The sequence below is a fragment of the Microcystis sp. M169S2 genome (assembly GCF_020245865.1).
Lineage (GTDB): Bacteria > Cyanobacteriota > Cyanobacteriia > Cyanobacteriales > Microcystaceae > Microcystis > Microcystis ichthyoblabe_A.
In genome coordinates, this window is the sequence record NZ_JADBUB010000073.1 from 1 (window position 1) to 25,613 (window position 25,613).

29 protein-coding genes are annotated in these 25,613 nt (G+C 44.7%); 9 read left to right on the plus strand and 20 right to left on the minus strand.

Translation table 11 applies throughout. The annotated features are described in order from the left end of the window. Positions 1-225: hypothetical protein (locus IM485_RS07575; RefSeq protein WP_287636862.1), on the plus strand; the 225-nt coding region annotated here is incomplete at its 5' end. Positions 226-227: 2 nt separating this feature from the next. On the opposite strand, the gene chlP is transcribed toward IM485_RS07575, so the two are convergent. The 7 genes from chlP to phaA all read right to left on the minus strand — a co-directional run bounded on the left by chlP (position 228) and on the right by phaA (position 6,499). Beyond that, entirely contained in the window at positions 228-1,445 is a 1,218-nt protein-coding gene (gene chlP, locus IM485_RS07580) for a geranylgeranyl reductase (protein WP_002735532.1), read from the minus strand. Between the two features lie 225 nt (positions 1,446-1,670). Continuing rightward, a complete protein-coding gene (locus IM485_RS07585) occupies positions 1,671-2,765 on the minus strand; it encodes a class III poly(R)-hydroxyalkanoic acid synthase subunit PhaC (RefSeq protein WP_012267458.1) in 1,095 nt (364 codons plus the stop codon). A 174-nt stretch (positions 2,766-2,939) separates the two neighbouring features. Next, complete coding sequence (phaE, locus tag IM485_RS07590; protein ID WP_016515218.1) at positions 2,940-3,935, minus strand: class III poly(R)-hydroxyalkanoic acid synthase subunit PhaE; 996 nt, start codon at positions 3,933-3,935, stop codon at positions 2,940-2,942. 79 nt (positions 3,936-4,014) lie between these two features. Further along, complete coding sequence (locus tag IM485_RS07595) at positions 4,015-4,227, minus strand: hypothetical protein (RefSeq protein WP_002784823.1); 213 nt, start codon at positions 4,225-4,227, stop codon at positions 4,015-4,017. Continuing rightward, positions 4,211-4,504, minus strand: a complete 294-nt coding sequence (locus IM485_RS07600; protein WP_228009836.1) for a BrnT family toxin — start codon at positions 4,502-4,504, stop codon at positions 4,211-4,213. The genes IM485_RS07595 and IM485_RS07600 overlap by 17 nt, the downstream gene beginning before the upstream one ends. Positions 4,505-4,579: 75 nt before the next feature. Continuing rightward, positions 4,580-5,296, minus strand: a complete 717-nt coding sequence (phaB, locus tag IM485_RS07605; RefSeq protein WP_287742274.1) for an acetoacetyl-CoA reductase PhaB — start codon at positions 5,294-5,296, stop codon at positions 4,580-4,582. Positions 5,297-5,308: 12 nt separating this feature from the next. Beyond that, positions 5,309-6,499, minus strand: a complete 1,191-nt coding sequence (phaA, locus tag IM485_RS07610; RefSeq protein WP_104397865.1) for an acetyl-CoA acetyltransferase PhaA — start codon at positions 6,497-6,499, stop codon at positions 5,309-5,311. Positions 6,500-6,718: 219 nt separating this feature from the next. Here phaA and IM485_RS07615 point away from each other — a divergent pair, with 219 nt between their 5' ends. The 3 genes from IM485_RS07615 to psbQ all read left to right on the plus strand — a co-directional run bounded on the left by IM485_RS07615 (position 6,719) and on the right by psbQ (position 8,660). Beyond that, positions 6,719-7,852, plus strand: coding sequence for an FAD-dependent oxidoreductase (locus IM485_RS07615; RefSeq protein ID WP_287742277.1), 1,134 nt, complete (start codon positions 6,719-6,721; stop codon positions 7,850-7,852). A gap of 144 nt (positions 7,853-7,996) precedes the next feature. After that, entirely contained in the window at positions 7,997-8,167 is a 171-nt protein-coding gene (locus tag IM485_RS07620) for a hypothetical protein (RefSeq protein WP_287742302.1), read from the plus strand. 52 nt (positions 8,168-8,219) lie between these two features. After that, the gene (gene psbQ / locus IM485_RS07625) at positions 8,220-8,660 is read left to right on the plus strand and encodes a photosystem II protein PsbQ (protein ID WP_045360899.1); all 441 of its coding nucleotides are present in this window, start codon (positions 8,220-8,222) and stop codon (positions 8,658-8,660) included. A gap of 70 nt (positions 8,661-8,730) precedes the next feature. On the opposite strand, the gene IM485_RS07630 is transcribed toward psbQ, so the two are convergent. Together IM485_RS07630 and IM485_RS07635 are read right to left on the minus strand one after the other, a co-directional pair. Then, entirely contained in the window at positions 8,731-9,030 is a 300-nt protein-coding gene (locus tag IM485_RS07630; RefSeq protein WP_287742279.1) for a 2Fe-2S iron-sulfur cluster-binding protein, read from the minus strand. 43 nt (positions 9,031-9,073) lie between these two features. Then, positions 9,074-10,333, minus strand: a complete 1,260-nt coding sequence (locus IM485_RS07635) for a phosphopantothenoylcysteine decarboxylase domain-containing protein (protein WP_287742281.1) — start codon at positions 10,331-10,333, stop codon at positions 9,074-9,076. Positions 10,334-10,579: 246 nt separating this feature from the next. Between IM485_RS07635 and IM485_RS07640 the strand changes: the two genes are divergently transcribed. After that, positions 10,580-11,521, plus strand: a complete 942-nt coding sequence (locus IM485_RS07640) for a DUF1517 domain-containing protein (protein WP_104397869.1) — start codon at positions 10,580-10,582, stop codon at positions 11,519-11,521. Positions 11,522-11,932: 411 nt separating this feature from the next. Here the strand turns inward: IM485_RS07640 and IM485_RS07645 are convergent, their stop codons facing one another. The 4 genes from IM485_RS07645 to IM485_RS07660 all read right to left on the minus strand — a co-directional run bounded on the left by IM485_RS07645 (position 11,933) and on the right by IM485_RS07660 (position 13,360). After that, positions 11,933-12,301 (minus strand): SpoIIAA family protein, encoded by a 369-nt coding sequence (locus IM485_RS07645; RefSeq protein ID WP_104397870.1) that lies wholly within the window; start codon positions 12,299-12,301, stop codon positions 11,933-11,935. A 31-nt stretch (positions 12,302-12,332) separates the two neighbouring features. Continuing rightward, positions 12,333-12,635, minus strand: a complete 303-nt coding sequence (locus IM485_RS07650; RefSeq protein ID WP_287742284.1) for a papain fold toxin domain-containing protein — start codon at positions 12,633-12,635, stop codon at positions 12,333-12,335. A 211-nt stretch (positions 12,636-12,846) separates the two neighbouring features. Further along, positions 12,847-13,104, minus strand: a complete 258-nt coding sequence (locus tag IM485_RS07655) for a hypothetical protein (RefSeq protein WP_133164172.1) — start codon at positions 13,102-13,104, stop codon at positions 12,847-12,849. A 43-nt stretch (positions 13,105-13,147) separates the two neighbouring features. Continuing rightward, positions 13,148-13,360, minus strand: coding sequence for a BrnT family toxin (locus IM485_RS07660; protein ID WP_287742287.1), 213 nt, complete (start codon positions 13,358-13,360; stop codon positions 13,148-13,150). Between the two features lie 180 nt (positions 13,361-13,540). On the opposite strand from IM485_RS07660, the gene IM485_RS07665 reads away from it, so the two are divergent. Then, positions 13,541-14,353: a PEP-CTERM sorting domain-containing protein gene (locus IM485_RS07665; RefSeq protein ID WP_104397873.1), complete on the plus strand. Its 813-nt coding sequence runs from the start codon at positions 13,541-13,543 to the stop codon at positions 14,351-14,353. Between the two features lie 321 nt (positions 14,354-14,674). Here IM485_RS07665 and IM485_RS07670 read toward each other — a convergent pair whose 3' ends face one another. From IM485_RS07670 to IM485_RS07680, 3 genes are all read right to left on the minus strand, one after another. Continuing rightward, positions 14,675-15,757 (minus strand): ATP-dependent 6-phosphofructokinase, encoded by a 1,083-nt coding sequence (locus IM485_RS07670; RefSeq protein ID WP_287742290.1) that lies wholly within the window; start codon positions 15,755-15,757, stop codon positions 14,675-14,677. A 314-nt stretch (positions 15,758-16,071) separates the two neighbouring features. After that, a complete protein-coding gene (gltX, locus tag IM485_RS07675) occupies positions 16,072-17,514 on the minus strand; it encodes a glutamate--tRNA ligase (RefSeq protein ID WP_104397875.1) in 1,443 nt (480 codons plus the stop codon). 202 nt (positions 17,515-17,716) lie between these two features. Continuing rightward, positions 17,717-18,193, minus strand: coding sequence for an NAD(P)H-quinone oxidoreductase subunit N (locus IM485_RS07680; protein WP_008199720.1), 477 nt, complete (start codon positions 18,191-18,193; stop codon positions 17,717-17,719). Between the two features lie 290 nt (positions 18,194-18,483). Between IM485_RS07680 and IM485_RS07685 the strand changes: the two genes are divergently transcribed. Next, the gene (locus tag IM485_RS07685; protein WP_104397876.1) at positions 18,484-19,353 is read left to right on the plus strand and encodes an ABC transporter permease; all 870 of its coding nucleotides are present in this window, start codon (positions 18,484-18,486) and stop codon (positions 19,351-19,353) included. Positions 19,354-19,400: 47 nt separating this feature from the next. Here the strand turns inward: IM485_RS07685 and phoU are convergent, their stop codons facing one another. From phoU to IM485_RS07700, 3 genes are all read right to left on the minus strand, one after another. Further along, complete coding sequence (phoU, locus tag IM485_RS07690; protein ID WP_004157861.1) at positions 19,401-20,069, minus strand: phosphate signaling complex protein PhoU; 669 nt, start codon at positions 20,067-20,069, stop codon at positions 19,401-19,403. A 119-nt stretch (positions 20,070-20,188) separates the two neighbouring features. Beyond that, positions 20,189-21,490, minus strand: a complete 1,302-nt coding sequence (locus IM485_RS07695; protein ID WP_287742293.1) for a sensor histidine kinase — start codon at positions 21,488-21,490, stop codon at positions 20,189-20,191. Positions 21,491-21,537: 47 nt separating this feature from the next. Continuing rightward, a complete protein-coding gene (locus tag IM485_RS07700; RefSeq protein WP_104397878.1) occupies positions 21,538-22,293 on the minus strand; it encodes a response regulator transcription factor in 756 nt (251 codons plus the stop codon). A gap of 69 nt (positions 22,294-22,362) precedes the next feature. On the opposite strand from IM485_RS07700, the gene IM485_RS07705 reads away from it, so the two are divergent. Both IM485_RS07705 and IM485_RS07710 read left to right on the plus strand, forming a co-directional pair. Beyond that, positions 22,363-23,118, plus strand: coding sequence for a creatininase family protein (locus IM485_RS07705; RefSeq protein WP_104397879.1), 756 nt, complete (start codon positions 22,363-22,365; stop codon positions 23,116-23,118). A gap of 175 nt (positions 23,119-23,293) precedes the next feature. Beyond that, complete coding sequence (locus IM485_RS07710) at positions 23,294-24,058, plus strand: hypothetical protein (RefSeq protein WP_104397880.1); 765 nt, start codon at positions 23,294-23,296, stop codon at positions 24,056-24,058. Between the two features lie 29 nt (positions 24,059-24,087). Here the strand turns inward: IM485_RS07710 and glcD are convergent, their stop codons facing one another. Further along, entirely contained in the window at positions 24,088-25,554 is a 1,467-nt protein-coding gene (gene glcD, locus IM485_RS07715; RefSeq protein ID WP_104397881.1) for a glycolate oxidase subunit GlcD, read from the minus strand. Positions 25,555-25,613: the final 59 nt, after the last annotated feature.

Sequence of the window (25,613 nt, forward strand, 5' to 3'; positions counted from 1 at the left end):
GAATGCTTCGCCCCTACAGGACGCGGGCCGATGAAGACGCAAGGTTTTGAACGACGATTCTCTCAAAATCTTGCACCTGTTTCGCGAGAAAAGCCCCAAAACCTTTACTTTGCCTACATTTCAAATTTATTCAGCAAACCCGAATTAGAGAAGACAAGAAGGGACAACCCAAAAGAAAACCCAACCACCGCCATGGGGAGATTGAGTTTTCTAGTTATCAATTGATTTTAAGGGGCCAAAGCGTTACCGCGCAGGAGAGAACCGATGGTTTTAGCGGTAATCTTCATCTGTACGAGAGGATTAGCGGGAACAACGGTTTTATAGAGATAACTGTCAAAAGTCATCTTCTGTACATCCTTATCGGAACACATTTCCACAAAAGCTTCCCGGGTGGCATCGGTACGGTAGAAAACCCGTTGCAGGATATCTAACACCAGATAGGTCATACCGTATTTCTTATCCCAACGCTTGAGGTAGAGTTTTAACTCGTCCTCTGTGGGAATACGTTGGCCGCCGTTAGTGACTTCGACAATGGTTTCGGCACACATCCGCGCCGATTTAGCGGCGAAATAGATGCCTTCTCCCGAAGACTTGGTAACTGTTCCCGCAGCATCGCCTACGAGGGCTACACGACCGACTACACGGCGAGGACGGGGATGTTCAGGGATGGGGTGAGCTTCCACGCGGATGATTTCGCCTCCTTCCAGACGACGGGCCGCGCGAGCGCGAATACCAGCTTGTAGGTCTTTAATCATGGCTTTATTGACCTTCATTGTGCCAGTACCGACGGCGACGTGATCGTATTTGGGGAATACCCAAGCGTAGAAGTCGGGGGATACGTCTTTTCCTACATACATTTCGGCCAGATCTTCGTAGTAGGCCATTTTATCTTGGGGAAGACGGATGCGTTCTTGGAAAGCGATCGCATAGTTGTAATCCCCAGCATCAATAGCTTTAGCAATGCGGGAATTAGCACCGTCGGCGCCGATAACCACATCCACCTTCAGAGATTTCATTTCCCCTTGGGAATTGCCGTGGGAGTGATCGGCGTAGTGTAGGGTATAGGGATCGGTGCTATTGGTGGGAATGTCGAGACCGTAAACGGTTCCGTTGATTAAATGCGCTCCTAATTTATGGGCGCGTTCTCTCATAAAACCGTCGAGGACTTCCCGACGACACATTCCGATATATTCGTCTTGATTATCGAGATTAATATCGACTTCGACGTTAGAGGGGGAGATCATTTTCATTTTTCTCACCCGGCGATCGATAATTTCAGGAGGTAGGTCAAATTCGCTCACCATACAGAGAGGAATCGCTCCACCACAGGGTTTAGCATTATCTAATTTGCGTTCAAATAAATAGGTTTCAATGCCTGCTTTAGCTAATGTTTCTGCCGCCGAAGAACCGGCCGGCCCTGAACCCACAACAGCGACTCTTAACACTCAGGTTTTCTCCTACATACTTACGAGCGAGTACGCTTTGCAGTGTACCACAGGGGTTTAGCCGAAAGGAACGATATCCTCCGATTCTGCCCGATCTTGCAACAGTGCTTAACATCCTCTGTTACAAAAGTTTATTTTACTGCCCGTAGATGTTTTTTTATCGATGTGTTGTATTGTGTTACACCCCTCTCCCAAACTGGGAAAAGGGGATAGCTGCGAGGATTGTTAAGCTCTTGCTTTCAACCAATCGCTAATAGCGGGGGGTAAATCCCGTTGCACTTTGCCACTGACATACATTCCGATATGTCCGACGGGGAAAGCACAAGCGGTATAGTCAGAAGTACCGATATAATTCCCTAAAGCGAGGGAAGAAGCGGGAGGGACAAGGTGATCTTTATCCGCATAAAGATTGAGAATTGGCATGGTCAGATTATGTAAATCTACCCGTTTATCTCCTAACATCACTTCCCCTTTAATCAGTTTATTTTGCTGATAGAAATCCTTGAGAAACTGTCGGTAGGATTCTCCCGCTTGGTCGGGACTATCAAAAATCCATTTTTCCATACGCAGAAAATTAACTAATTTTGATTCATCTTCCATGATGTCAGGAAAATCGAGGTATTTCTGATAACCTAACTGTAAAGGTTTCAATTCCAGAAACTCTAAGTTGAGAAAATCTCCCGGAATATTGCCCATGGTATCTACCATTAAATCGATGTCTAATGCTTCGGCTCCTAGGGAACACCCCCCGCGCATATTTAAGAGGGTCTCGGTTTGATAAAAGTCCACCGGTGTCACCATTGTCACCAGATTTTTTATCTTATCGGGATAGAGGGAACTATAGCATAAACTAAAGGTTCCCCCCTGACAGATTCCTAACAGATTAATTTTGTCGAGATGGTGACTTTGACGAATAAAATCGACGCAATTATCCACATAACCATTGATATAATCATCAAGGGTTAACCAGCGATCGCTTCTGGTGGGATATCCCCAATCAATTAAGTAGATATCTAAGCCTAATTTCAGCAGATTTGCCACTAAAGAACGCCCTTCCTGTAAATCTACCATGTAGGGACGATTGACCAAAGCATAAACCATCAGCAAGGGTATCTCGAAGGGTTTTTCGACCACGGGTTTAAAGTGGTAGAGAATGATTTTATCTTCCCGATAAACTGCTTCTTTTTCCGAGACTCCACACTGAATATCTTCTTCTTTAACTCGTTTGAGATTGTCTAAACCTTTGAGATTTTTCTGAGTTAATTCTAGATAATCTTGGGTAAAGTCTTCCAGTTTCACTTGCGTCAAAAATGGCCACATAATTTAATTCTCCTAGAAAAGTGGGGAAGTGGGGAATTGGGGATTTTTCAGTGAGCAGTGAACAGTAAACAGTAATCAGTGAAAAGAAAGTTCCGAAGTTTTCACCTAACACTATATACTGAAAACTGCAATCCGATAACTGATAACTGATAACTGATTGTCAAGCACAATTAACTAATTGTTACTTTCTGTTTCTTTTTTTTCTCCTAAAGCTTTTTTGAGACTTTTTACCTCTTTGCGTAATTCATAGATAGTCCGATGAATTTCATCGACTTCGCTGCGGGTAGGCAGATTCATTGAGCGCAGGTAAATTTCCATTAAATCCTGCTGTTTGAGGCGATAATCATTGAGGGAATTAATAAATTTTCCCCTTACTTTTAGGTTTTCTGGTTGACAAAAAGCCTTTTCAAAAATATCATCAGCGACGACACTCCACACATCTTGAAATTCTCGCCAATCCTTGACAGGTTGACCTTTTTCTGCTAAGAAAACTAATTTTTTAGTTAAAGCTTCAAAGGATTTAACTTGAATATCAGCCAGCACAATTTGATAGTTAATACTAGCTTGATAAAGAACGCGCCAAGTTTCAAAACTATCGAGTAATTTGCGGTTAAATTCTCGTGGCAATCCCAATAAAGGCATCTGTAACCATTGGCCAAAAGTCTCATCATAAAACTTCTGCCAATAGATATTATTGAGTTCGATCAAGGAAGAAGTATTACCTAACCAAGCTTTGGTTATTGTGTCATTTGACAGCACGAAAGGATCGAACCATAAATGATTGAGACTTTGTAATTGTTGCAGGTAAATTGTCCATAGTTGACTGACATCTTGACTACTTTGGGAAGTGGTAGTAGTAAAACTATTCAGTTGACCGCGCATCTGTTGGGTATAATTATTTAAAATTGTTTGCCAGTCTTCTCCTGTTTGCATTTTCGGGAAGATACTTTCCCAAGCTTCCATCGATAATTTTAGGAATTTGATCAATAAATCCCGATTATCAAAATAGCGCTGGGTTGCCTCCTGTAATTCTGGTTTAATATTGCCCATAGGAGTCGGTATCGCTCCCATCATATCAAACCAACTTGACCACATTTTTGCCCCGGTTTCTGTCCAAAGATTGACGTAATCGGTGGCCATCTCACTCCAAGCTTGTGTCGGTTTATCCATTATTTTTGCCCTTTTCCTTTAACGCTGATTTCGCTAGTTTACTAACCCACTCTACACCCGATAACTGATAACTGATAAGTCATATTTTTCCAGACTTGGCAATTTTTGCTAGTAATCTTAACGCTTCATTGACTGAGGCTGAATCTTGAAAAATTTCCGCCACATCGGGATCGAGAATTATCACATTACTAGCCTGTCGATAAGCTTGATAATATTTGCCACGAATACCACCAGAAAAGTCATATTCAGTTCGCATCTCGTCATTAACCGTTTCTTCAGACTCCTGATTCATAATTTTTTCTCTCCTGTTTACTAGCTAAACGGGCGCTAATTAAGCGAATCTCATTTTCTCTTTCTGTATGAGATATGACTAACAGCTTTTGTGATTTTGACTGTCCTATCGTCAGAAAACGAAACTCACCCACTGAATGATCGGGATCTAAAATCGTTACGGCCAATGGATCCCCAAATACGGTCACTGCTTCTTCAAAAGATATACTATGTTTTTTGATGTTGTTATTTGCCTTGTCTTGATCCCATATCAAGCAACTTAGCAGGGACAATAACAAACACATTTTCCATCTTTGAATTAGATAACTGATAACTTACCCACTGATAACTGATAACTGATAACTGATAACTGATTAGGTGTGGTGGGCCCCATTAACTCTGAGGACTTCTCCAGAGACATAACTGCTGGCAATAGGAGAGAGTAAATAGGCAGTTGCCCAGGCGATATCTGCGGGTTCACCGAAGCGACGACAGGGAATTTCGGCGGTGATTTTATCGCGAACCTTATCGGGAATCGCTAAAGTCATTTCCGTGTTAATAAACCCCGGTGCGATCGCATTGGCGCGAATATTATAACGGGCAGCTTCTCGCGCTAAGGATTTGACTAAACCGATAACTGCCGCTTTTGTGGCTGCGTAATTAGTTTGGCCAGCATTACCGCGATCACCAGAAATCGAACTAATACAAACGATCGATCCCGCTTGTCGTTCATACATTCCCTCAATAAACGGCTTAATCGTGTGATTAACCCCTTTTAGGTTGACATTAATCACTAAATCCCAATCTAGCGGCGTTAATTTAGCGAAAAAGTTATCTCTGGTAATCCCCGCGTTAGCGACGATGCCGTATACTGGTCCCAATTCCGCTTCAATTTGTTGAGCTGCCGCTTCCATGGATTCCAACTTAGTCACGTCGGCGACAATGCCTAAACCCTGGGGATTATCCGTGGCTAAATCCGTGTAGGCCACCTTGGCCCCCAAATCTATCAAAAGAGAGACAATAGCCGCCCCAATGCCTCGATTTCCGCCGGTAACGACGATAACTTTCTCCTCTAGTCCCAGAGATACCATAGCTTTTTCCTCCTAAACTCTTTCAATTGCGATCGCTGTTCCGCCACCGGTCCCATGACAGATGGCCCCCATACCGAGGGTTTTATCCTGTACTTTCAACGCGTTAATTAACGTCACCAGAATCCGCGCTCCGGAAGCGCCGATGGGATGACCCAATGCGATCGCACCACCGTGAACGTTTTGTTTTTCCCTAGCTAACCCCAGATCCATCTCAAAAAGCAGATTATTTAAGGCAAAAGCTTCGTTATTTTCCACTAAATCGAAATCTTCGATCGTTTTATCTAGAGATGCCAGTAATTTTTTCACCGCGAGGACGGGGAATTCTGGGAAGCGATCGGTTTTTCCAGCACCCACAGCGCCGCCAAGGATTTTGGCAATTGGTTTTAAACCGTACTGATCCACAGCTTTTTGACTGGCTAAAAGGATAGCGGCGGCCCCATCGGAAATCTGACTACTATTCCCTGCGGTTAAAACTCCCGACGGATTAAAAGCCGGCCGCAGTTTTCCTAAACCTTCCGGGGTACTATCGGAACGAATACCCTCATCTTGAGCGATAATTGTGGAACCTTTCTTAGATTTAAGCTCAATTGGCACGATTTCGCCCTTAAACCAGCCTTTTTCTGTGGCTGCGGCCGCTCTTTGGTGGGATAAGGCGGCAATTTCGTCTAATGCTTGCCGAGAAACCCCGCGATCGAGACAGAGGCGATCAACTTGGGAACCCATGCCCTCAGTCGTGGTAGCATCGGTTAAGCCATCGTGGAGTAATAGGTCGGTTAATTGTTCCGGCGCACCCATGAGGAATTTATAACCCCACCGGGCCCGATGGGAGAGAAAAAAGCCAGTTTGGGACATGGATTCAATACCACCAGCGAGGACGAGATCCGCTTCTCCGGCGCGAATTGAGGTGGCAGCGTTACTAACGGCAATCATTCCGGAAGAACAAACCATATCCACCCGATATCCGTCCACGCTTACGGGAATTCCCGCTTTAATCGCCGCTTGTCGGGGGATTAACTGACCATGACCCGATCCCAAAACATTGCCGAAAATGTACAAATCTAGGGCTTCTGGGGGCAAATTAGCGATTTCTAGGGCGGATTTCATCACTGTTGCCCCTAAATCGGCCGGGGATAATCCCATTAATCCCCCACCAAAACGACCAATTGGAGTCCGGACAGCGGCCACGATATAAACTTCTTGCATAGACTTCTCTCTATTGGGAAGCGAAGATACTAGATAGAATTTACTTAAGAATATCGAGTCCGAAAAGATCAAAATCCCAATTGACTGTCATTGGTTAAAAGTTCCTGGCCCCGATGTCTTGAGTTTTTGTCTATCTACCCTCGATCTTGCAACAGAATTTCTGTGTCAGAAGATATATTCATTAGAATTTAACTTTTCCGGCAGCAATCCCCTTTTTTTATGGATTTAGTCAAGCGTCTAGTTTTTATCGGTGGTGGCCATAGTCATGCGATCGCCCTTCGTCTTTGGGGGCAATCACCCCTAAAAAACGTTCAATTAACTTTAATTAGCGATGTCACCCATACCCCCTATTCGGGAATGTTACCTGGCCACATCGCCGGTTTTTATGATTTTGCTGAGACTCATATCGATTTACCTTCTCTAGCTAGGTATTCTCAAGCGCAATTCTGTTTAGACAAGGCTAATTTCATAGATACGGAAAAATGTCAAGTAATTTGTCATAATTCTTCACCGATTCCCTTTGATTATCTCTCGATCGATATCGGCAGCATCCCAGCAGTGGATAATGTTATCGGTGCTAAAGAGTACGCTATCCCCGCCAAACCAGTGCCGATTTTTCGGGAAGGATGGCAAGAAATCCTGAAAAAAGCGGTTAATAACCCGAATAATACTCTAAATATCGTCATTGTTGGTGGTGGCGCGGGCGGAGTTGAATTAGCTTTAAATATGCAGTCCCGTTTGGCCAAAATTCTCAACTCTAGCAGTAATTTGAATTTATCTCTAATTCATCGAGGAAAAAAACTACTACCGAACCATAATAATTGGGTCGGCCAACGTTTGGAGAATATTTTTAAACAAAGGGGAATTAGATTATATTTATCAACGGATGTGACGGCAGTGCAAGCAGATCGGATTATCTGTTCATCGGGGTTAATTTTGCCCATGGATTATACAATTTGGGTAACGACTGCCTCGGCCCCTAGTTGGATTAAAGCGTCAGGATTACTGACAGATGAAAAAGGGTTTATTTTAGTGAATAATTATCTGCAATCTCTTTCCCATCCCCATATTTTTGCCGTGGGAGATATTGCCACGATTCCAGATTATCCCCGTCCGAAAGCAGGAGTTTTTGCCGTCCGACAAGGAAAACCCCTATTCGATAATTTGGCAAGAATTCTGCAAAATCAGCCTCTAAAACCCTATTTTCCCCAGAAAAATTATCTGAGTTTAATCGGGACGGGAGACCAAAAAGCGATCGCATCTTGGGGCGGTTTCGGATGTCAATCACCGTTATTATGGTTATGGAAAGATCGGATCGATCGAGCTTTTATGAAACAGTTTGATCGGCTCTAGTTAGGGTTTGCTGAATAAATCTAAAAATCTTATCCAACAAGGTTTTTAGACTTTTTTTACCTCAAAAAGTGCCGACCATTGGAGTGATTGGGGGGAAAATTCAGGGACTTTTTCCCTGAAAATTGGGTAATTGACCACCTGAAAATGGGTAAAACCCCACACCCCACACCCCACACCCCACACCCTGCCACCAGGAAAAACTTTTTGCCGCAAACCCTAGTTATTGACACCGAGTTACTGTCAAGGTCGTTGGGAGTAAAATCTGATTTGGGAATCCCACAACCTGATAAAGTAAAAATCGTCCCGATAGCTTGACCAGTTATCGGGAGAGAACGTCAATAGTTTGTTAAATAGTACATATAAACCAATGCCACGTCTTCGCTCGATTATTTCCCTAGTTTTAGTCCTAGTTACTACCCTGCTGGTTAGTTGCAGTGGTCCCCAAGCAACTATCCCCACCGTCTATAGTCCCCAAAAAATCGAACAGTTACAGGTTTACATACAACCCATAGAAGGATTTCGCGAAAAAATGAGCGTTTTGCAAGACCTCATCGCTGACAAAAATTGGGTAGATACTCGCACCTATATCCACGGCCCTTTGGGGCAATTGCGTCAGGAAATGGTAGGATTATCGCGTAATTTACTGCCCAAAGACCAAGAAAAAGCCAAGCAGTTAGCGAAAAATCTTTTCGTTCACTTTGAACGTATCGATGCGGCAGCCAAAGAAAAAGATGCTAGTCTCGCTGCTAATCAATTCCAAGAAGCATTAAAAGACTTCGATGCTTTCTTAAATATTGTTCCTAGTTAGTTTGTATTAGTGATCGGTGATCAGTTATCAGTGATCACCGACCAGGCCGCAGCTAAAAAACCGATAAATGCTATTTTGGTTTAGTTTGGACGCTAATAGGGCCATTAACCATGGTTTGACAGGCTAAACGATAATTTTCGGGTTTTTTCTTCAGACAGCGCTGCTCAAAGTCGGTTCTAGCGGAGAGATTTTCCATCCCCTCGACAATTGCCACCATACAAGTACCACACTGACCGTAACCGCCACAATTCATCAATTTACCGCCAAAAGTGTAGATATCAACGCCATTCTGGACTGCTTTCTCTCGTAAATTCGCTCCATCTGCCGCTACCACGATCTTATTCTCTTTGACGAAGTTGATGTTACCCATGACTGTATTACCCTAAATTTTTGCAAATTAATATTAAAAAATATTAAATTTTTTTGATTGTAACATTTTTGGCTCGCTCTTCTAAATATTCGGCGATGCCAATAGCGATCGCTTTTTTGCCGATAAATTTCCTCAATGCCGCTTTTGTGACCAAATAAGCCACCTGTTCCCCTTGATCGCCCTTTTCCTCACCCCTATTAGCAATGACCGCCTGATAGCCCTTTTCTAGGCGTTTGCGGGCGATTTCCAGTAACTCCTCCTGACTGACTCCCTCCTGATACTTGAAAGTCACCATCTCTAAATCGGGAAATGTTTCTCTCACCTTATCAATCACCTTTTCCGTCGGCACAAAATTAAGATTTAACTCCCCTCCACTGGGAATCTTACCAGAAAAAGGTTTTTCTAAGCGATAATCTGCCACTGCTGCCGAAAAAATCCCAAATTTATAATCTTTACTCTCTAATTCTCCCATAACCTTCCCTAGATACTCGTCATAAGTTTCAATAATTTCATGGGGTAAATAAGCGGGGGGTATATAGCTGCCGCGTCCGTGGATTAACTGCACCTTGGCCCCGCGCAGGTATAATTCTTCTGCAATAGCGGCCCCTAATTGTCCGGTAAAACGATTGGTTAAACGACGAATATTATCGATAATCACGGGTGTGGGTCCACCAGTGACTAAAATCGGCATATTTTTCAGGACAGAATTACTGAGAATCCCACAGGCTGCCACGGTAATCTCTTTTTCCCCGGGGAGATTGTGTTTACCGTAATCATCCCGGGGTGGCATAATCTCGACTCCCAAGCGATCGAGAGTTTGCAAAGATTCGCTCAGAATAGCATTATGTAAACTGCCGTGCATGGTGGGGACAAGCAGAATTTTAGTTTTTCCATTTTCTAGTCGTCCCAAGGCCGAGGCCAAGCATGAAGTGATCACTCCGTCAGCGATTCCGTAACGAAACTTATTAATCGTGTTATAGGTAGCGGGAGCGACTAAATAAAGATCAAAGGGAGATTGATCGCTTAAATGTTCTGCTTTTGCCGTTAATTGGCTAATTACGGGATTAACCGTACTCCATTCCAAAGCTTCCCTAGTGACGTATCTTAAAGCTTCTTCCGAGACAAAAGCCACGACTGTGGCCCCGAATTTCCGCAAAGATCGGGCAATTAGCGGCGCTTTCATGGCCGCAATCCCTCCCGTTACCAGTAAAGCAATCCGTTTACCCCAGAGATGATGATTTTCTAAGGGTACTTCGCGATCGCCTAAGTCCGAATCCGTGGGAGAGGAGAAATTCCAAGTCATAAATTTGGGGAAATGGGGGAATGGGGGAATGGGGGAATGGGGAAATGGGGAAATGGGGAAATGGGGAAATGGGGGAATTCAACTAAAAAACCCCAAAACCCCAAAACCCTAAAATCTCAATACCCAACACCTTCTAACTGATAACTGATCACTGATAACTGATTCGGTTATCCCTATTCAAGATTTGTCTATCCCTGACCGATAAACTGGTTATGCTAGTAAATAAAGGGTTGCTTCGGTGTTCTTATGATTGACAAAATTTTAACTAAAGTTCGATCGCTTGCCAAGCCGTTATTAGTTCTAGGATTAGTGACAACGCTGATTTTCGGTTCTATTCCCAGTGCTTTAGCGGCATCGGGGGGTAGAATGGGTGGCGGTAGTTTTCGCGCCCCTAGTCGCAGTATTAGCCCTTCTAGAGGTGGTGGTTACAGTTCCCCCGGTTACGGTGGCGGTATTGGTTTTCCCTTCCTCTTACCCTTCTTTTGGGGTGGTGGTGGCGGTGGCTTAATTTCTCTGTTAATCTTTTTTGCTATCGCCAATTTCCTCGTTAATGCTTTCCGTAATGGTGGAGGCAGTGACGAGAATGGTATGACGATAGAATCTGGTTATGAAACCGTCTCCGTGGCTAAAGTACAGGTGGGTTTGTTGGCTAATGCCCGTTATCTGCAACAAGAATTAAATCAAATCGCCCTAACTGTCGATACTAGCACCTCCGAGGGACGAGTCGAAGTCTTACAAGAATCAGCCCTCGCCCTGTTACGTCATCCAGAATACTGGGTTTATGGTAACGTCGATTGCCAACAAACCAGCCTTAGCAGTGCAGAAGCGAAGTTTAATCAGTGGTCTCTCAACGAACGCGGTAAACTAACGGCGGAAACCTTAACTAATTACAATAATCAATTGCGTCAAGGTTCTACAGAAAATATTTTACCCGAATCGGCTGGAGAATTAGCGAAAAATGCGCCAGAAGGCTATATTTTGGTGACTATTTTAGCCGGCATTGTCGGTAAATTTTCTCTGCCCAAAATTAATGATTCCCAAGACTTGAAACAGGCCCTGCAACAAATTGGTAGTATGGGAGGCGATCGACTTTTAGCGGTAGAAGTGATTTGGACCCCCCAAAGCGAGGGTGATATTCTCAGTCAAGATGACATTCTCGCCAATTATCCCGATCTGAAATTAGTGTAATTTGTCGGGGAATAACTCCAGATATTAGCTAAAATCTCCCTTATTACGGGGAGATTTTTTGATTAGGGTTTGCTGAAAAAGTCAATTGGCCGGTAATGGGGTGAGTTTCATAGCTTAGTCCCTCGGAACGAAACCTAACAACTCCACCGATTATGCCTAAATCCTGTTAAAAGGCATAGGAGAGCAGGGAGCAGCGAAAAACAATTCATAACTTGGCAGTCAATCATACTATAGCGGTTCTCGCATCTGTGCGGCACACTTAAACCTTTGCTGATTAAGCTGTTCAGGATCGGGAATGTACCTCTTGTGAATCAGAAACGCTATATTAAAACGGATTTGGTATTAGACATCTCCAAAATTTAGGCCAGATTGAGGTTAATTTCTGGAAATGTCTATTATACTGCAAGGGAATCAGGATCCGCCCAAGATCCATTGGTTCGCCACCTCGGTTTCCCCCCAAGGGAACTGCCTGACTTCAGCCGCGACAAAGTGGGAAGCCAGACTTTCAATAAGTTTAACCAACGTGGAATCAGTCACCACTGCAACTTTACTGACGTACTTGTGATGGTCGCGTATCAGCCGGAAATGAGCAACCAAGGCGCCAAAACTCTCCCAACCAGTGAACTCGGGAACTTCAATGATCACGCCAGCAAGGCCACCAGTGGCTTCAATGTGGGGATCCACTGCCTCCGCAATCTTGACAAAATCTTCCGCCGCCAGTGCAGATGTAGGTCGCATATAGAGAATGCTATGCGCGGCATCTAAATTATAATCTATCATAGTTTGCCTCTCCCAAATGGTCGAAGTCTAACTATATGCTATCACGAATAGACGGTTTCACCCGGATCACTAGACGAGCTATAATCCCGAAATTGTAGCTTATAAACTCTTCACTTTGGCAATGAAAATCTTTCAGCCAATCCTCTCGTTTCATTCCTTGAGGAGACAGATGATCAAATACTCTTCCCCTTACTTCTACCCCATAGTGTTTTCCATTGATCGTAATTGATCGATCATTCCCCACGCGATCGCTGATGACATAATCTTGATCATGATAACGCGTTTTCGGTTCGATCACTTTCCCCTCAATTTCGTTGTCTGTTAGCCACTGCACATTGATAAAGCTCAAATTTACCGACAATCTTGCCAATTTCTTGAGCAATTTGGGAATCGGTTAACTTAACCACTCTCTCACTCCCAAATCAAAGCTGGTATCCCTAGTCTATCAGCTAGTTAGTGCGAGGGAATCTTCCCCTGTCAATCCCTAAGCTAGGGAGAGAAATGTAAATATTTATTAAATTGTAGCGTAGGATACTTTGACCCCACTAAACATTATTGGCTATTCTGCTAGATTGAATTGCACGGAGTTTTTCAACGCAAACCATCTTGATCCAATCCTGACGATTCATGTTCTGCAATTGACACTCTACATCTATGCTTCGTAGTAATTCCGGGGGAAAATCAAGATTAATTTGTTGCTTAACCTGAAAATTACCTGTGAAATACTCAGAGACATCTTTCCCTAGATGTGCTTGTTGAGCAATTTCCTCAATATCTTTAATTTCAGTTGACTGTTTCCTCATAGCTTTTGCGCTCCTGTTTAGTTGATTTCCAAGCGGTGACAACTCAAATGTAATCACCGACTTCATCGACTCTGTATTCTACGATGAATGTTGTTAACGTTCCGCCCGCAAAGCCAACAATCCGATATTGTTCTGGCTGCTCAGAGCGTTGGTCTTCGATGTAAGGTTTGTAAAGCAGATCGTTTAACCGAGTCAAGTCAATATCACGTTCTGTTAAAACTCGCTGTCGTTTGGCTTCATCCCATTGAATACGCATGAGACACCCGAAATCAATGGAGAAAAATTGTTTTCACCCACTCTATACTAATCTATCGCTCCCGAAGGCGAGGGACTAAGGGGAGAGAAATATAAAGATTTATTAAATTGTAGCTTTTGATACAACGGGGGGGGGAGAAGTGTGTATAGTTCGTGGCGTTTATCTTAAAACCACTAAAAAATGAAATTTGTTTCACTGTTATCCATCACTGCGCTCACAAGCAGTATCCTCATCGCGACCCCCCAAGCGAAAGCAGCAGTAGTTTTCCTTGACTTGAATACCTTTACCCCTGGGGGACCTGGCACAGGAACATTCGCGGGAACGCTAGGCGGAGTGAACGTTACAGGTTCTATACTCACTGGTGGCGGACCTAACTTTACGATTGCAGGTATTAACCCAACAAGTTGGGAAGGAACAACAATCGATAATACTACCCCTCAATACAGCTACAGCAGCATCTATACTCCATCCCAAAGTTTAGGTGATCGGGTAGGTTATACAATGTTTAATCAGACTGGCCAGACTGCGACTTTAAAGATTCAGTTTAGCTCTCCCGTGACCAATCCCACCTTTCACGTTGCCAATCTTGACGGGATGATCTATGATTTTTCTGATCCGAGCAATGGTTCGATCGCACTCAATTTAGTGAGCGGTAACGGTGGTGGCGGCGATGGCTTAACAGTCGATACCACGAACAAAATCATCGCCGATGCGAATCCGTTTACTGGCGTTGGTCTTTCTCCCTTCACTCCCCCTCCGACTACTGGTGTTCGTTCCGCTTACGGTTCTGTGGCGTTATTGGGGACTTTTTCCACCTTGAACATCAAGCTAAGGGGAAATCCTAGCCTAACACTTGCTGGGGATGGTGGAAGCTTTATTCTTAGCCTGGAGACACAGATTCCACCAGTTCCCGAACCCACCTCAACTCTCGGTCTCCTGGCCCTCGGCACTCTCGGCGCAGCTTCAACCCTCAAACGCAAACTCAAACCATAAAAGTAGGCTAAATTGCTGACAAAAATACCATAAATGCCCCTTCATTCAGTCAGTTGAGGGGGTTTTATGTTTTGCCTGTGCTTCTACTTATTAAAGTTTATTAATTAATTGCTCAAAAGTAGTTTCTTGTGGTAGAAAAAGATTTTTTGTACCGATAGGGTAAAATTTAATAGATATTGTAATTTTATGCCATAAAGGAAGTTAATTACAGCAGTTATCTTAATGGTGAAATAACTTCTTTATTTGAGGGGTAATTTTAATCGGTGGGGAAAGGGCGATACTTAAGGGTTAATTCTCGCACCGATTCCCCTAGATTTAATCTCAATCCCCTAGACAAATACCCAAACCCCTGGCGGTTTTGACTAAAGTTTCTTCGGGATCGACGACGCGATAGGTTTTAATCGCCTCCTCAATGGGAACACTGACCACTTGCCGATTTTGCCAGGCCACCATGCGATCGAATTCCCTCCTGGCGATCAAATCTACGGCCGCCACGCCAAAAGCCGCCCCCAGTAAGCGATCGATCGGAGAAGGAATGCCCCCCCGTTGAATGTGGCCCAGGAAAGTCACTCTCGTTTCGGCCCCGGTTTCCCTAGCAACTTCTTCGGCTAAATAGCGACCGATACCCCCGAGACGATCTTCCCCTAGGGCTTCCTTTTGCACTAGGCGATTGCCAGTTTCGGTACGCACAGCCTCGGAGACAATAATCAGAGAAAACTGTTTATCCATACGCTGCCGTTGCCGGATCTTCTCGCAGACCTTCTCTAATCGGTAGGGAATTTCAGGAATGAGAATGATATGGGCCCCCCCCGCAATACCGGCAGCTAGGGCGATATGGCCGGCATCTCTACCCATAACTTCTAGAATCATCACCCGGTTATGACTAGCGGCGGTAAAATGGAGGCGATCGAGGGCTTCTGTGGCGATATTAGTAGCTGTATCGAAGCCGATGGAGACTTCTGTAGCTCCCACATCATTATCAATGGTTTTGGGGATACCAATCAGATTAATGCCTCCCTGTTGGGCAATACGGCGCAAAATCGCCAGACTACCATCGCCACCGATGCCGATCAGGGCATCCAGTCCCAGACTATGATAGCCGTCAATGATTTCCTGAGAGCGATCGATCAGGGTTCCATCGGGCATCGGGAAAGCGAAGGGATCCCCCTTATTGGTAGTACCGAGAATTGTTCCTCCCATCACCAACAGGCGATCGACTCCTTCAATGTCAAAGATAGTGGTTTTGGGGGGACGGTTAACTAATCCGTTCGTTGCTTCTCGAATACCCACCACTTCCCAGCCATAATTGCCACTGGCATGGTGGACAACGGCACGAATGGCGGCATTTAAACCCGCACAGTCGCCACCACTGGTGAGAATTCCAATTCGTTTTTTTTCACCCATAGGTTTTTGTCAGGAGATTAACAAATCTATATTTAGGGAAAAGTTGCGGATAATGCCTAAAAATTAAGAAAGTTTCTAGATCGTCCCTGACAGCTAGGGGAAAAAAACGAAAAATCAGACCCTATCCCCTCAGTCCCTCTAGCAGAAAGTTTGACCCACCTCCGGGTTTTTAACTTTAATACTGGTCAATCGATCACGAGCAGGGTATGCAGGGCGACACGGATTCCCATTATACTAGAAAGTATATAGCAATCTTAGGGCATTTGTCAACCCTAATGTACGAGAAATTTTCTGATAACTGATAGCCGATCAATTTAACTATTTACTGCTTGCTGAAGACGGGATAGATCCCAACCTTTTTGATTGAGAAGTAGCCAAGACTGCATTAAATCAGGACCGTGTAACTCCCCCATCAAAGCGGCACGCAGAGACTTCATCACCAGACCTTTTTTAACCCGATGGGTTTTAGTGGTTGTCTCCACAATTCCCTTAGCAACTTCTCCGGTCAAATCGGGAGTAATAGCGGCGAGAATATCCTTGATAATATCCTTAACTCCCTCTAATTGTAATTGACTTAAAGCCTCCTGATTATAATTAGCAAGAGGGGTTAAAAGTAAACGACTTTCAGCGACAGCATCGCTTAAACGAGTTAAACTCGGACCGATGAGAGTAGCCAAACCGATCAACCAAGCTCGATCGGTTTCAGCATCAAAATTATACCCTGCTTCTTGCCAGTAGGGGAGAAGTAAAGGCACTAATTCCTCACCGGTTAAACGATGGAGATATTGACTATTAATCCAATCCAATTTAGTCCAGTCAAATTTTGCCCCCGCTTTATTTACCCGTTCTAAACTAAACACTTCAGCGGCCGCTTCAAGGGTAAAAATTTCTTCAGTGGAATCGGGAGGAGTCCAACCGAGGAGAGTCATGTAATTAACCAAAGCTTGCGGCAGAAAACCCAGTTTTCGGAAATCATCGATCGAAGTGACTCCATCCCGTTTAGATAACTTGCGACCCTCCTGATTTAAGATTAAAGGAGTGTGGGCAAACTCCGGCACTTTTGCCCCCAAAGCTTCGTATAAAAGAATTTGTTTAGCCGTATTAGCGATGTGATCTTCCCCACGAATAACATGGGTAATTGCCATATCGATATCATCAACAACTACCGCTAAATTATAGAGAGGCTGACCGAAGTTTTCCTCGGCATTTTCTGGGGTACGAGCGATCACCATATCGCCACCTAAATCACTACCTTTCCAGATAACTTTTTCCCGGATTAAATCCTGCCAAATAATTTCTCGATCATCGTCAATAATAAAACGAATTACTGCTTTTCTTCCCGCTTGCTCGAATTGAGCTTGTTGTTCGGGGGTGAGATAACGATGACGATTATCGTAACGGGGGGCAAGATTGCGGGCTTTTTGTTCTTCCCGCATTTTTTCCAATTCTTCCGGGGTACAATAACAACGATAGGCTAAACCTCGATCGAGCAGGGTTTGAATGGCCTGACGATAATAATTAAGGCGTTGAGTTTGAAAAAAAGGACCTTCATCCCAATTCAGTCCTAACCATTGTAGGCCCGCTTGAATATTTTCCGTATATTCTGGTCGAGAACGTTCTAAATCTGTATCTTCCACGCGCAAGATAAATTTACCCCGGTGATGATGGGCAAAAAGCCAGTTAAACACGGCTGTCCGCGCTGTTCCAATGTGTAAATTTCCCGTGGGACTGGGGGCAATACGAACTCTTACTGTCACGATCTAACTCCTAGGTTTTTGCGGCAACCATATCCCATGTTATGGCAAATTCACCTAGGTCAACTGGCAAAATTAAGAAAATTAAATGGATAGCTACCAAAGGGTGAGGGAGGAACAACAAACTCTCAATAAATGAAGTTTCCCTCTCTAGGGAGAGGGGTTGAGGGGGAGATATTTCAATAACCCTGTTATTTCAGTAATTCTAGGCAGCGATTAAAGATTTGCTCAAAGGTTGCCAACGGAAATATCTTTCCCCACCCAATTCGAGGACAAATTTTAACCGGGGTTCCTGTTGACTAAGACTAATTAAGTATTGTTTTTCTTCCGAGGACAAAACAAAACTTTCAATAATCCAAATCACTAAACCTTTAGATTTGGGGGGTAAATTTTCCAATTGATAGGTAGCAATGGGAGGAATAAAATAAACCGGTCCCACGGCTGCTTCCCGACCAATATTTTTTTTACCTAAATGGGGGGGACGGACTCCATGAATGCCGGTAAGATAGGCACTTAAATCGCCCAGACCTCTAGCGGTGATATGCAGGACATTGTAACCAGTGGCCCGTAAACGTCTTTGATAGCGTCCCTCGTAACCCCCTTCTAAGGGTGCGTAAACACCTAAAGCACCGTATTGTTCCAGATCGCGAATAAATGGTTTTCCTGTGGTCAGTAGTGCCATAGCTAGTAAAAAAATCTTTTTCCCTATAATCGCACGTTTTGTTAAGTTGTGCGTCAAGTGAACAAAGAAAGACTTAAGATCAAAGATAGAGAGGGACAATCGCTACTCTCCCAAGGAGGCAATATGTTTCACGATCTCCTTTATCCCAACGGACTGCTTTATATCCTCATTAAACTAACTGTTTTAGCTTTAGCAGTCTTGCTCTGGTTTATGGTCGTTTCGGCCCCAGCTGTTTGAAAAAACACTGCTCTTGTACAATTAGCGTTCTATGCAATGGCTAAATTTTGTCGATGACTCCTGTTAAATTGCCGATCGATCCTTTTCTGAAACCCAACCTAACCACTAAACTCCTAGGGGTTGGGTTGGTATTGACAATTATTTTTATCCTGATTGCCCTGTTTTCGCCCCTTCTGCAAGCGATCGGCCTGATTCAGGATCCAACCGACATTTTAAGCAATTATCCCCTACAAGCCCCCAGTTCTGCCCATTGGTTCGGGACGAATGTGCGCGGTTATGATGTCTTTTCCCGCACCCTATTCGGGGCCCGGGCGGCCTTGTCCGTGGTATTTTTGGCCACAGGATTATCTTTAGTCATCGGGGTTCCTTTAGGGTTAATTAGCGGTTATTTGGGGGGTAAGATCGATCGCGTTCTCCTCTTTCTCATGGATACCCTCTACACCTTGCCGGGGTTATTATTATCGGTGGCTCTGGCTTTCGTTTTGGGTCGTGGTATCGTCAATGTAGCGATCGCTGTTAGCATTGCCTATATTCCCCAATATTTTCGCGTGGTCAGAAATCAAACCGCCAGCGTTAAAAATGAGTTATTTATCGAAGCGGCACGAGCGATCGGTGCCAGTCCTAGCCGGATACTATCAAAATATCTTTTCTTTAATGTCGTCCAGAGTGTCCCAGTTCTTTTTACCCTCAACGCGGCGGATGCGATCCTTGTTTTAGGCGGTTTAGGCTTTTTAGGCTTAGGATTACCAGAAGAAGTGCCGGAATGGGGTCATGATCTCAAGGAAGCTTTGGCGGATTTATCTACAGGCATCTGGTGGACCACTTTATTCCCCGGATTAGCAATGACCACGATGGTGGTGGGTTTATCCCTCTTGGGAGAGGGATTAAGTGAAATTTTTAACCCCCTGAGTCGTAAACGCTAAAAGCGCGGGCCAGAGTTCGAGAGAAATCAACTCAGGACCCCGCACCCTCAGCCTCTCTGTCCAGTAACAATGTAGGATACCCTTTGGGCGATATTGGTGGCGTGATCGGCCATACGTTCCAGATGACGGATTAGTAAAGCCATCAGCAGGATTGGTTCCACCACACCCTTAATATCTCTTTGATGGGCGAGAGTGTGATAAAGATAGTCATAGGCTCGATCGACCGTATTATCTAGTTCTTTGACCTTTGGACCGGCTTCTTGATCGAGGTCGGCCAGGGCAACCAGGCTCGTGGCTAACATATACTGAGCATGGTGGGACATAGCCTCGATCTCACTCATACAATCGTGGGGAGTATAGGCGAATAACTTGAGTGCTATTTCGGCTAAATCCTTAGCATAATCGCCGATCCGTTCCAAATCGCGCACTAATTGCATAAAAGCGCTTAAAAGCCGCAAATCTTGGGCTACGGGAGCCTGTAGAGTCATGAGAGTGGCACAATCTAACTCGATTTGACGGTAGTAGCGATCGATTTCCTTGTCAAGGGGGGGGATTTTTTTCGCCATTTCCAAATCCCTAGCAAAAAGGGATTGATGGCTAAGACGAAAGGATTCTTCGACCAAGGTTCCCATTCTCAGCACATCCTGCTCCAATCGCTGGAGAGAACGAGCGAAATAGGTGCGATCGGGATGATTGGTTTCTTTGGATAGGCTCACGGTCGGATTCGCTTAACATAAAACTACTCTTTCTCTACAGTGATAACAAGAAAATTTTCGATTTTGTGCAGTTGTCTAGAGAACTTGACAGATTTTTTTCTCCCCACACCCCACACCCATCACCCCACTGCCTTTTTTTGACGGGGGAGAGTGACTTGTAGGCGAGCGCCCCCGGTGTTAGGATCATTTTGAGCGACGATCGAACCGCCATGGGCTTGAATAATTTCTTTGGCAATCGATAAACCTAAACCGGTACTGTAATCCTTTGTGCCTTGTTTTTGACGGGTGCGGGAAGGATCACCGCGAAAGAGGCGATCAAAAACGTAGGGTAGATCCGCTTCGTTAAATCCTTTGCCGTTGTCGATAACGTCAATTTTCAGCCATTTTTCCCCGATAGTATCGGATATTTCTCGAATTTCTAGGCGAATTTTCCCCTGATCGGGACTATACTTAATGGCATTATCAAAGAGATTCAGGAAAACTTGCAGCAGACGAGAGTGATCGACTTCTACCGTCCAATCCACCGGAGAGGAATAATCTAAGCTAATCTGTTTTTGGGCGGCTATTGGGGTGACAGTCTGCCAAGCAGCGGTGATTAAGTCCTCTAGATTAATCATCTGGTATTGTAAAGAGCGCCCCGCATCCGCTTGTAATTCACTGATTTCTAGCCAATCGCAGACTAATTGACTCAAACGCTCCACTTCTTTCCCCATTTGTTCTAACCAGCGTCTTTCGGGAGCTTGGAGGCGTTTTTGTAAAGCTTCGGTGAGCAGAGAAATGGAGGTTAAGGGAGTGCGTAACTCGTGAGTTAAGTCAGAGAAAGCTCGCTCGCGATTTTGCGATAATTCCACTAAAGGCTGTCTATTTTCGATAAATACAGCGATTTCACCTTCTGGCAAGGGATAACCGTAACCCTTCAAGGCAATCGATTTAGGAGCAATCACTTGGCGATCGCTAATGGGAGTGACAGGATAATTAGTCGGGTAAAAAGTCCAAGTTTGCACCTGTGGACTCTGTTTTTGGCGAGTTTCTTGAATTAATTGATCTAATTCGTAGGAGCGCACCAATTCTAGCAGCAGACGTACCTGATCTGGCTGCCAGCGATCGAGTTTTAAGAGGGTAATTGCCTGTTGATTACACCAGAGTAGTTGATTATCGGCATCTATATGAAGATAGGCGATCGGCGCTATTTCTAGCAAGGATTTCTGAATTTCTAAACTCTTTTCTCGCTCTTGCAGACTTTGGGAGAGAAACTGTAATTCTCGACGCACTAGGGAGGTAACGGGAAAAGAGGCCGACAAATCCACCGAATCCGAGAGAGCGCTTAGGTTTCGCTTTAACTCTCCATTTAAGCGTGAGACTTGCCAATAACAAATACTCAAACCTAAAACTACTCCGAAAATAAAAGCGAAAATAGTCATTGTCTGCGCGAGCGGCGATCGCTAATCGGGAAAATATAATCGCTCACCTAGCCAAAACGATAACCGAAACCGCGTACAGTAATCAGGTATTCCGGTTGACTGGGATCGATTTCTAGTTTTTCGCGTAACCAGCGAATGTGAACATCGACGGTTTTGGTGTCTCCTAAAAAATCTGGTCCCCAAATTTGTTCAATTAACTGCTCTCTTGACCAAACTCGGCGCGGATAACTCATAAATAGGTCGAGGAGACGGAATTCTTTAGGAGAAAGGTTAATTTCTTCATCTCGCACTGTCACCCGACATTCTTGGGTATAGAGAAAAACATCGCGGAATTTTCGCACGGGAGCGGCAGCTAGGGAAGTAAATCCTTGACGACGAATCAGAGCGCGACAACGAGCGACTAATTCTCGCATACTAAAGGGTTTAGTCAGATAATCATCGGCACCCACTTCTAAACCCAAAACTCGATCGGTTTCGCTGGCCTTAGCACTTAAGATTAAAATCGGGATAATATTGCCGTGATAGCGCAACAGACGGCAGATATCAAGACCGTTGATTTGGGGTAGCATTAAATCCAAAACGACCAAATCAAACCGAGATTCACCGTGATTACTAGATTCTTGACTTTGCAGTAATTCTAGAGCAGCGCGACCATCACTAACACCGAGAGCCTCGTAACCTTCTTCTTCCAAAGCCAAAATAATCATATCCCGAATCACTTCTTCGTCTTCAACGATTAAAATCCGATGATTGGGAACGAAATCCGTACTCGCCGACAAGGGGGGGGTGTCAAGGGTTAACATAAAAATACTTGATTATTCGTCCTAATTTTATCTCAATTGGTCAACCTGCACTCGGGGGGGTAGAGCCGAATGTTATTACAGTTATCCACCTGGTTAGAGGTGGAATCCTATCTAGAACAATCTCAGGGAATTATTATTCCTATTGGTTCCACGGAACAACACGGGCCGACGGGACTTATTGGTACAGATGCTCTATGTGCTGAGGCGATCGCTAAAGGAGTAGGGACACAGGTACGAGCAATGGTAGCACCCACCTTAAATGTCGGTATGGCCCTACATCACACGGCTTTCCCCGGTACAATTAGTCTTCGTCCTAGCACTTTGATTCAAGTCATCCTCGACTATGTGACTTGTTTAGCTAGAGCCGGTTTTCGTCAATTTTTCTTCATTAATGGTCACGGGGGCAATATTGCCACCCTAAAAGCCGCTTTTTCGGAAACCTATTATCATTTGGATTCCCTCAATTTACCTAACACAAACGAGGTTAAATGTCAAGTGGCCAATTGGTTTATGGTGCGAGAAGTTTATCTTTTAGCCAAAGAATTGTATGGAGATCAGGAGGGTTCCCACGCTACACCGAGCGAAGTGGCGTTAACTCAGTATCTTTACCCTGAGAGCCTTAAAAACGCCTTTTTATCCGAAAAAGTGGCTTCTGGTCATGATATTTACGGCGCGGCTAATTTTCGCCAAAATTACCCCGATGGTCGTATGGGGTCCAATCCTGCTTTAGCGACTCCCGAACACGGTCAGAGGTTCTATGAATTAGCTGTGAAAGAATTGAGTAATACTTATCTGGAATGGCTCTCTTGTCCTGTGTCTGAGTGATAGTGACTAAGCCACCGAGACCCAGAATAATTTAACTGTAACCCTAAGTAAGTGGTTTCAATTAAATTGAAGATAGATTTTGTCTTTAGATCCCCCCTTAATAAGGGGCAGCTCTGAACAATTTTTAACCCCCACCCACTTAGAAAGAAAACTTAAATATCCAAGGAGAAAATTGATGACTGCCACCACTGACAATAACTCCAATCAACCTCTGGTTAGTTTGCGGGAAATACAAGAACTTTCCATCGCAATTACCGCCAAAAGCCTTAATCCCGCCATGCTAACGGTTGATTTCCTCAAATATTCGGGAATAGTTCCCCCCGACTGGGAATTAAATGGCCAGCCAGTACTCAATCCTAATTACGCTCAAGTTAATTTTCAAAATGGCATCGGCATCGCCGCCCAACCCCGGAAAATTACCTTTGTGGAGATGATTAACTCTCCCGATAGCCTGAACCTGAAACTGCCGGAAATTGTCGGTTTATATCTAGATAAACTCCCTTTAGCCGAATATCAAGCCCTGAGTATCGCCCCAAAAAGTATTGTTCCTCTCCCTAGTAGCCCCGATGCCGCTAAAAAATACATCACCGAAACTCTTCTGGCCCCCGGTCCCTGGCTCAATTTCGGTATAGCCCCTCTACAAGCCGGCATCAATCTACTTTATCAGTTAGAAACCTCTCAGCTATCCGTGGCGATTAACGAGGCAAAATTGCAATTACCTGATGGCCAAACCTTAGCGGCACTATTATTTGCCGGCAACTTTAACTATAATCTGGCCGAGGGCAGCGATCGATTAAATCTGCTCAAACAATATCTGGGACAATGGCAAAAAGACCTAGAGATTTTCCGAGAATTAGTCACTCAACGCTTTCTGGAAAGACAAGTGCCAGTTTTCCCCTCTAATATCAATCTGCCCCTAGGACCCCAAGCTGGACTGTAATCAGTCATCAGTCAATACTTGCCGATAACCTAAAACACATCCACCCCTCCAAACCCTTGTATTTTGGCATTAGCGGCTTCCCCACAGCTGCGCGGGGTGGGGAATAATTTCCCCGGGTTAGCTAAACCTTTGGGATTAAAGCAATCCCGCACATAGCCCATAGTTTCTAAGTCAATCTCGTTGAACATAGCGGGCATATAACAATTTTTATCGATGCCGATACCATGTTCCCCCGATAAACTGCCGCCAACCCGCACACAAAGTTTGAGAATTTCACCGCCTAATTCCTCCACTTCTTCCCAGGCCCCCTCTACCCTGTTATCGTAGAGAATCAACGGGTGTAAATTGCCATCCCCAGCGTGGAAAACATTGGCGATTTTATAACCGTATTTTTCACTTAAAGCCTTAATTTCCTGAAGAACATAGACCAATTGAGTGCGGGGAATCACCCCATCTTGCACAAAATAATTAGGGCTAATTTTCCCCGCCGCCGCAAAAGCCGCTTTTCTGCCCTTCCAGAGTTTCAAGCGGGTTTCGGCATCATTAGCCGTGGTGATATTTCTCGCCCCATTTTGACGGCAAATCTCGGCAACCCGATGTTTATTACTGGCGACTTCTACCCCTAAACCATCCAATTCCACTAATAAAACCGACTCGGCATCCCGGGGATAACAGCCGGTAGCCACCACGTCTTCCACGGCGTTGATACTGAGATTATCCATAATCTCCATCCCCGCCGGAATCATTCCCGATTTAATAATATCCGCCACCCCTTGGCCCGCCGCCTCGATACTGGTAAAATCGGCCAGTAAAACACAGATAGATTCCGGAGTTTTCAGGATTCTTAAGGTGATTTCCGTGGCGATGCCTAAAGTTCCCTCGGAACCCACAAATAAACCGGTTAAATCGTAGCCCGGTTGTTCCGGTACCGCACCCCCCACATCGATAATTGAACCGTCGGGAAGGACGATTTTTAAGCCCATAACGTGATTGGTAGTCACGCCGTATTTTAAACAGTGAACCCCGCCAGAATTTTCCGCCACATTACCGCCGATCGAGCAGATAATTTGACTAGAGGGATCCGGTGCATAATAAAATCCCGCCCCGCTTACCGCTTGCGTCACCCAATTATTAATCACCCCGGGCTGTACCACCACCCTTTGATTATCTAAATCAACCCTGAGAATCTGATTCATCCGCGCCGTAACGATGAGAATCCCCTCTTCTAAGGGTAACGCCCCCCCCGATAAGCCCGTTCCTGCCCCCCTCGCTACCCAGGCAATCTCGTTATCGTGACAGAGTTTCACCACCGCCGCAATTTCTGCAGTGCTGCGGGGCAATACCACAAGAGCGGGTCTTTGTCTGTATCCTGTGATACCATCGCACTCGTAGGTTAATAATTCATCTTTGCGACGGATGACTCCATCTTTGCCAAGGATCGCTTCTAGCTGTTTGATCAGATTGGGGGAGATTTTCGGGGGATTTTTGAGTAACATAGGTTTCAGGGCGGCGGAGTGGCCATAAAATCGCTCTATAGGTTAAAATATCGCCAAAA

Bases quoted from the DNA above. Each gene is read 5' to 3' on its own strand.
- IM485_RS07640 (WP_104397869.1), top strand. From the start codon at position 10,580: ATGATTGACAAAATTTTAACTAAAGTTCGATCGCTTGCCAAGCCGTTA.
- phaA (WP_104397865.1), bottom strand. From the start codon at position 6,499: ATGCAAGAAGTTTATATCGTGGCCGCTGTCCGGACTCCAATTGGTCGT.
- IM485_RS07685 (WP_104397876.1), top strand. From the start codon at position 18,484: ATGACTCCTGTTAAATTGCCGATCGATCCTTTTCTGAAACCCAACCTA.
- IM485_RS07655 (WP_133164172.1), bottom strand. From the start codon at position 13,104: ATGAGGAAACAGTCAACTGAAATTAAAGATATTGAGGAAATTGCTCAA.
- IM485_RS07615 (WP_287742277.1), top strand. From the start codon at position 6,719: ATGGATTTAGTCAAGCGTCTAGTTTTTATCGGTGGTGGCCATAGTCAT.
- IM485_RS07665 (WP_104397873.1), top strand. From the start codon at position 13,541: ATGAAATTTGTTTCACTGTTATCCATCACTGCGCTCACAAGCAGTATC.
- IM485_RS07595 (WP_002784823.1), bottom strand. From the start codon at position 4,227: ATGAATCAGGAGTCTGAAGAAACGGTTAATGACGAGATGCGAACTGAA.
- IM485_RS07695 (WP_287742293.1), bottom strand. From the start codon at position 21,490: ATGACTATTTTCGCTTTTATTTTCGGAGTAGTTTTAGGTTTGAGTATT.
- IM485_RS07710 (WP_104397880.1), top strand. From the start codon at position 23,294: ATGACTGCCACCACTGACAATAACTCCAATCAACCTCTGGTTAGTTTG.
- IM485_RS07660 (WP_287742287.1), bottom strand. From the start codon at position 13,360: ATGCGTATTCAATGGGATGAAGCCAAACGACAGCGAGTTTTAACAGAA.
- IM485_RS07705 (WP_104397879.1), top strand. From the start codon at position 22,363: ATGTTATTACAGTTATCCACCTGGTTAGAGGTGGAATCCTATCTAGAA.
- IM485_RS07630 (WP_287742279.1), bottom strand. From the start codon at position 9,030: ATGGGTAACATCAACTTCGTCAAAGAGAATAAGATCGTGGTAGCGGCA.
- IM485_RS07670 (WP_287742290.1), bottom strand. From the start codon at position 15,757: ATGGGTGAAAAAAAACGAATTGGAATTCTCACCAGTGGTGGCGACTGT.
- IM485_RS07585 (WP_012267458.1), bottom strand. From the start codon at position 2,765: ATGTGGCCATTTTTGACGCAAGTGAAACTGGAAGACTTTACCCAAGAT.
- psbQ (WP_045360899.1), top strand. From the start codon at position 8,220: ATGCCACGTCTTCGCTCGATTATTTCCCTAGTTTTAGTCCTAGTTACT.
- IM485_RS07700 (WP_104397878.1), bottom strand. From the start codon at position 22,293: ATGTTAACCCTTGACACCCCCCCCTTGTCGGCGAGTACGGATTTCGTT.
- phaB (WP_287742274.1), bottom strand. From the start codon at position 5,296: ATGGTATCTCTGGGACTAGAGGAGAAAGTTATCGTCGTTACCGGCGGA.
- IM485_RS07635 (WP_287742281.1), bottom strand. From the start codon at position 10,333: ATGACTTGGAATTTCTCCTCTCCCACGGATTCGGACTTAGGCGATCGC.
- glcD (WP_104397881.1), bottom strand. From the start codon at position 25,554: ATGTTACTCAAAAATCCCCCGAAAATCTCCCCCAATCTGATCAAACAG.
- IM485_RS07680 (WP_008199720.1), bottom strand. From the start codon at position 18,193: ATGGCACTACTGACCACAGGAAAACCATTTATTCGCGATCTGGAACAA.
- IM485_RS07620 (WP_287742302.1), top strand. From the start codon at position 7,997: ATGGGTAAAACCCCACACCCCACACCCCACACCCCACACCCTGCCACC.
- phaE (WP_016515218.1), bottom strand. From the start codon at position 3,935: ATGGATAAACCGACACAAGCTTGGAGTGAGATGGCCACCGATTACGTC.
- IM485_RS07645 (WP_104397870.1), bottom strand. From the start codon at position 12,301: ATGATAGATTATAATTTAGATGCCGCGCATAGCATTCTCTATATGCGA.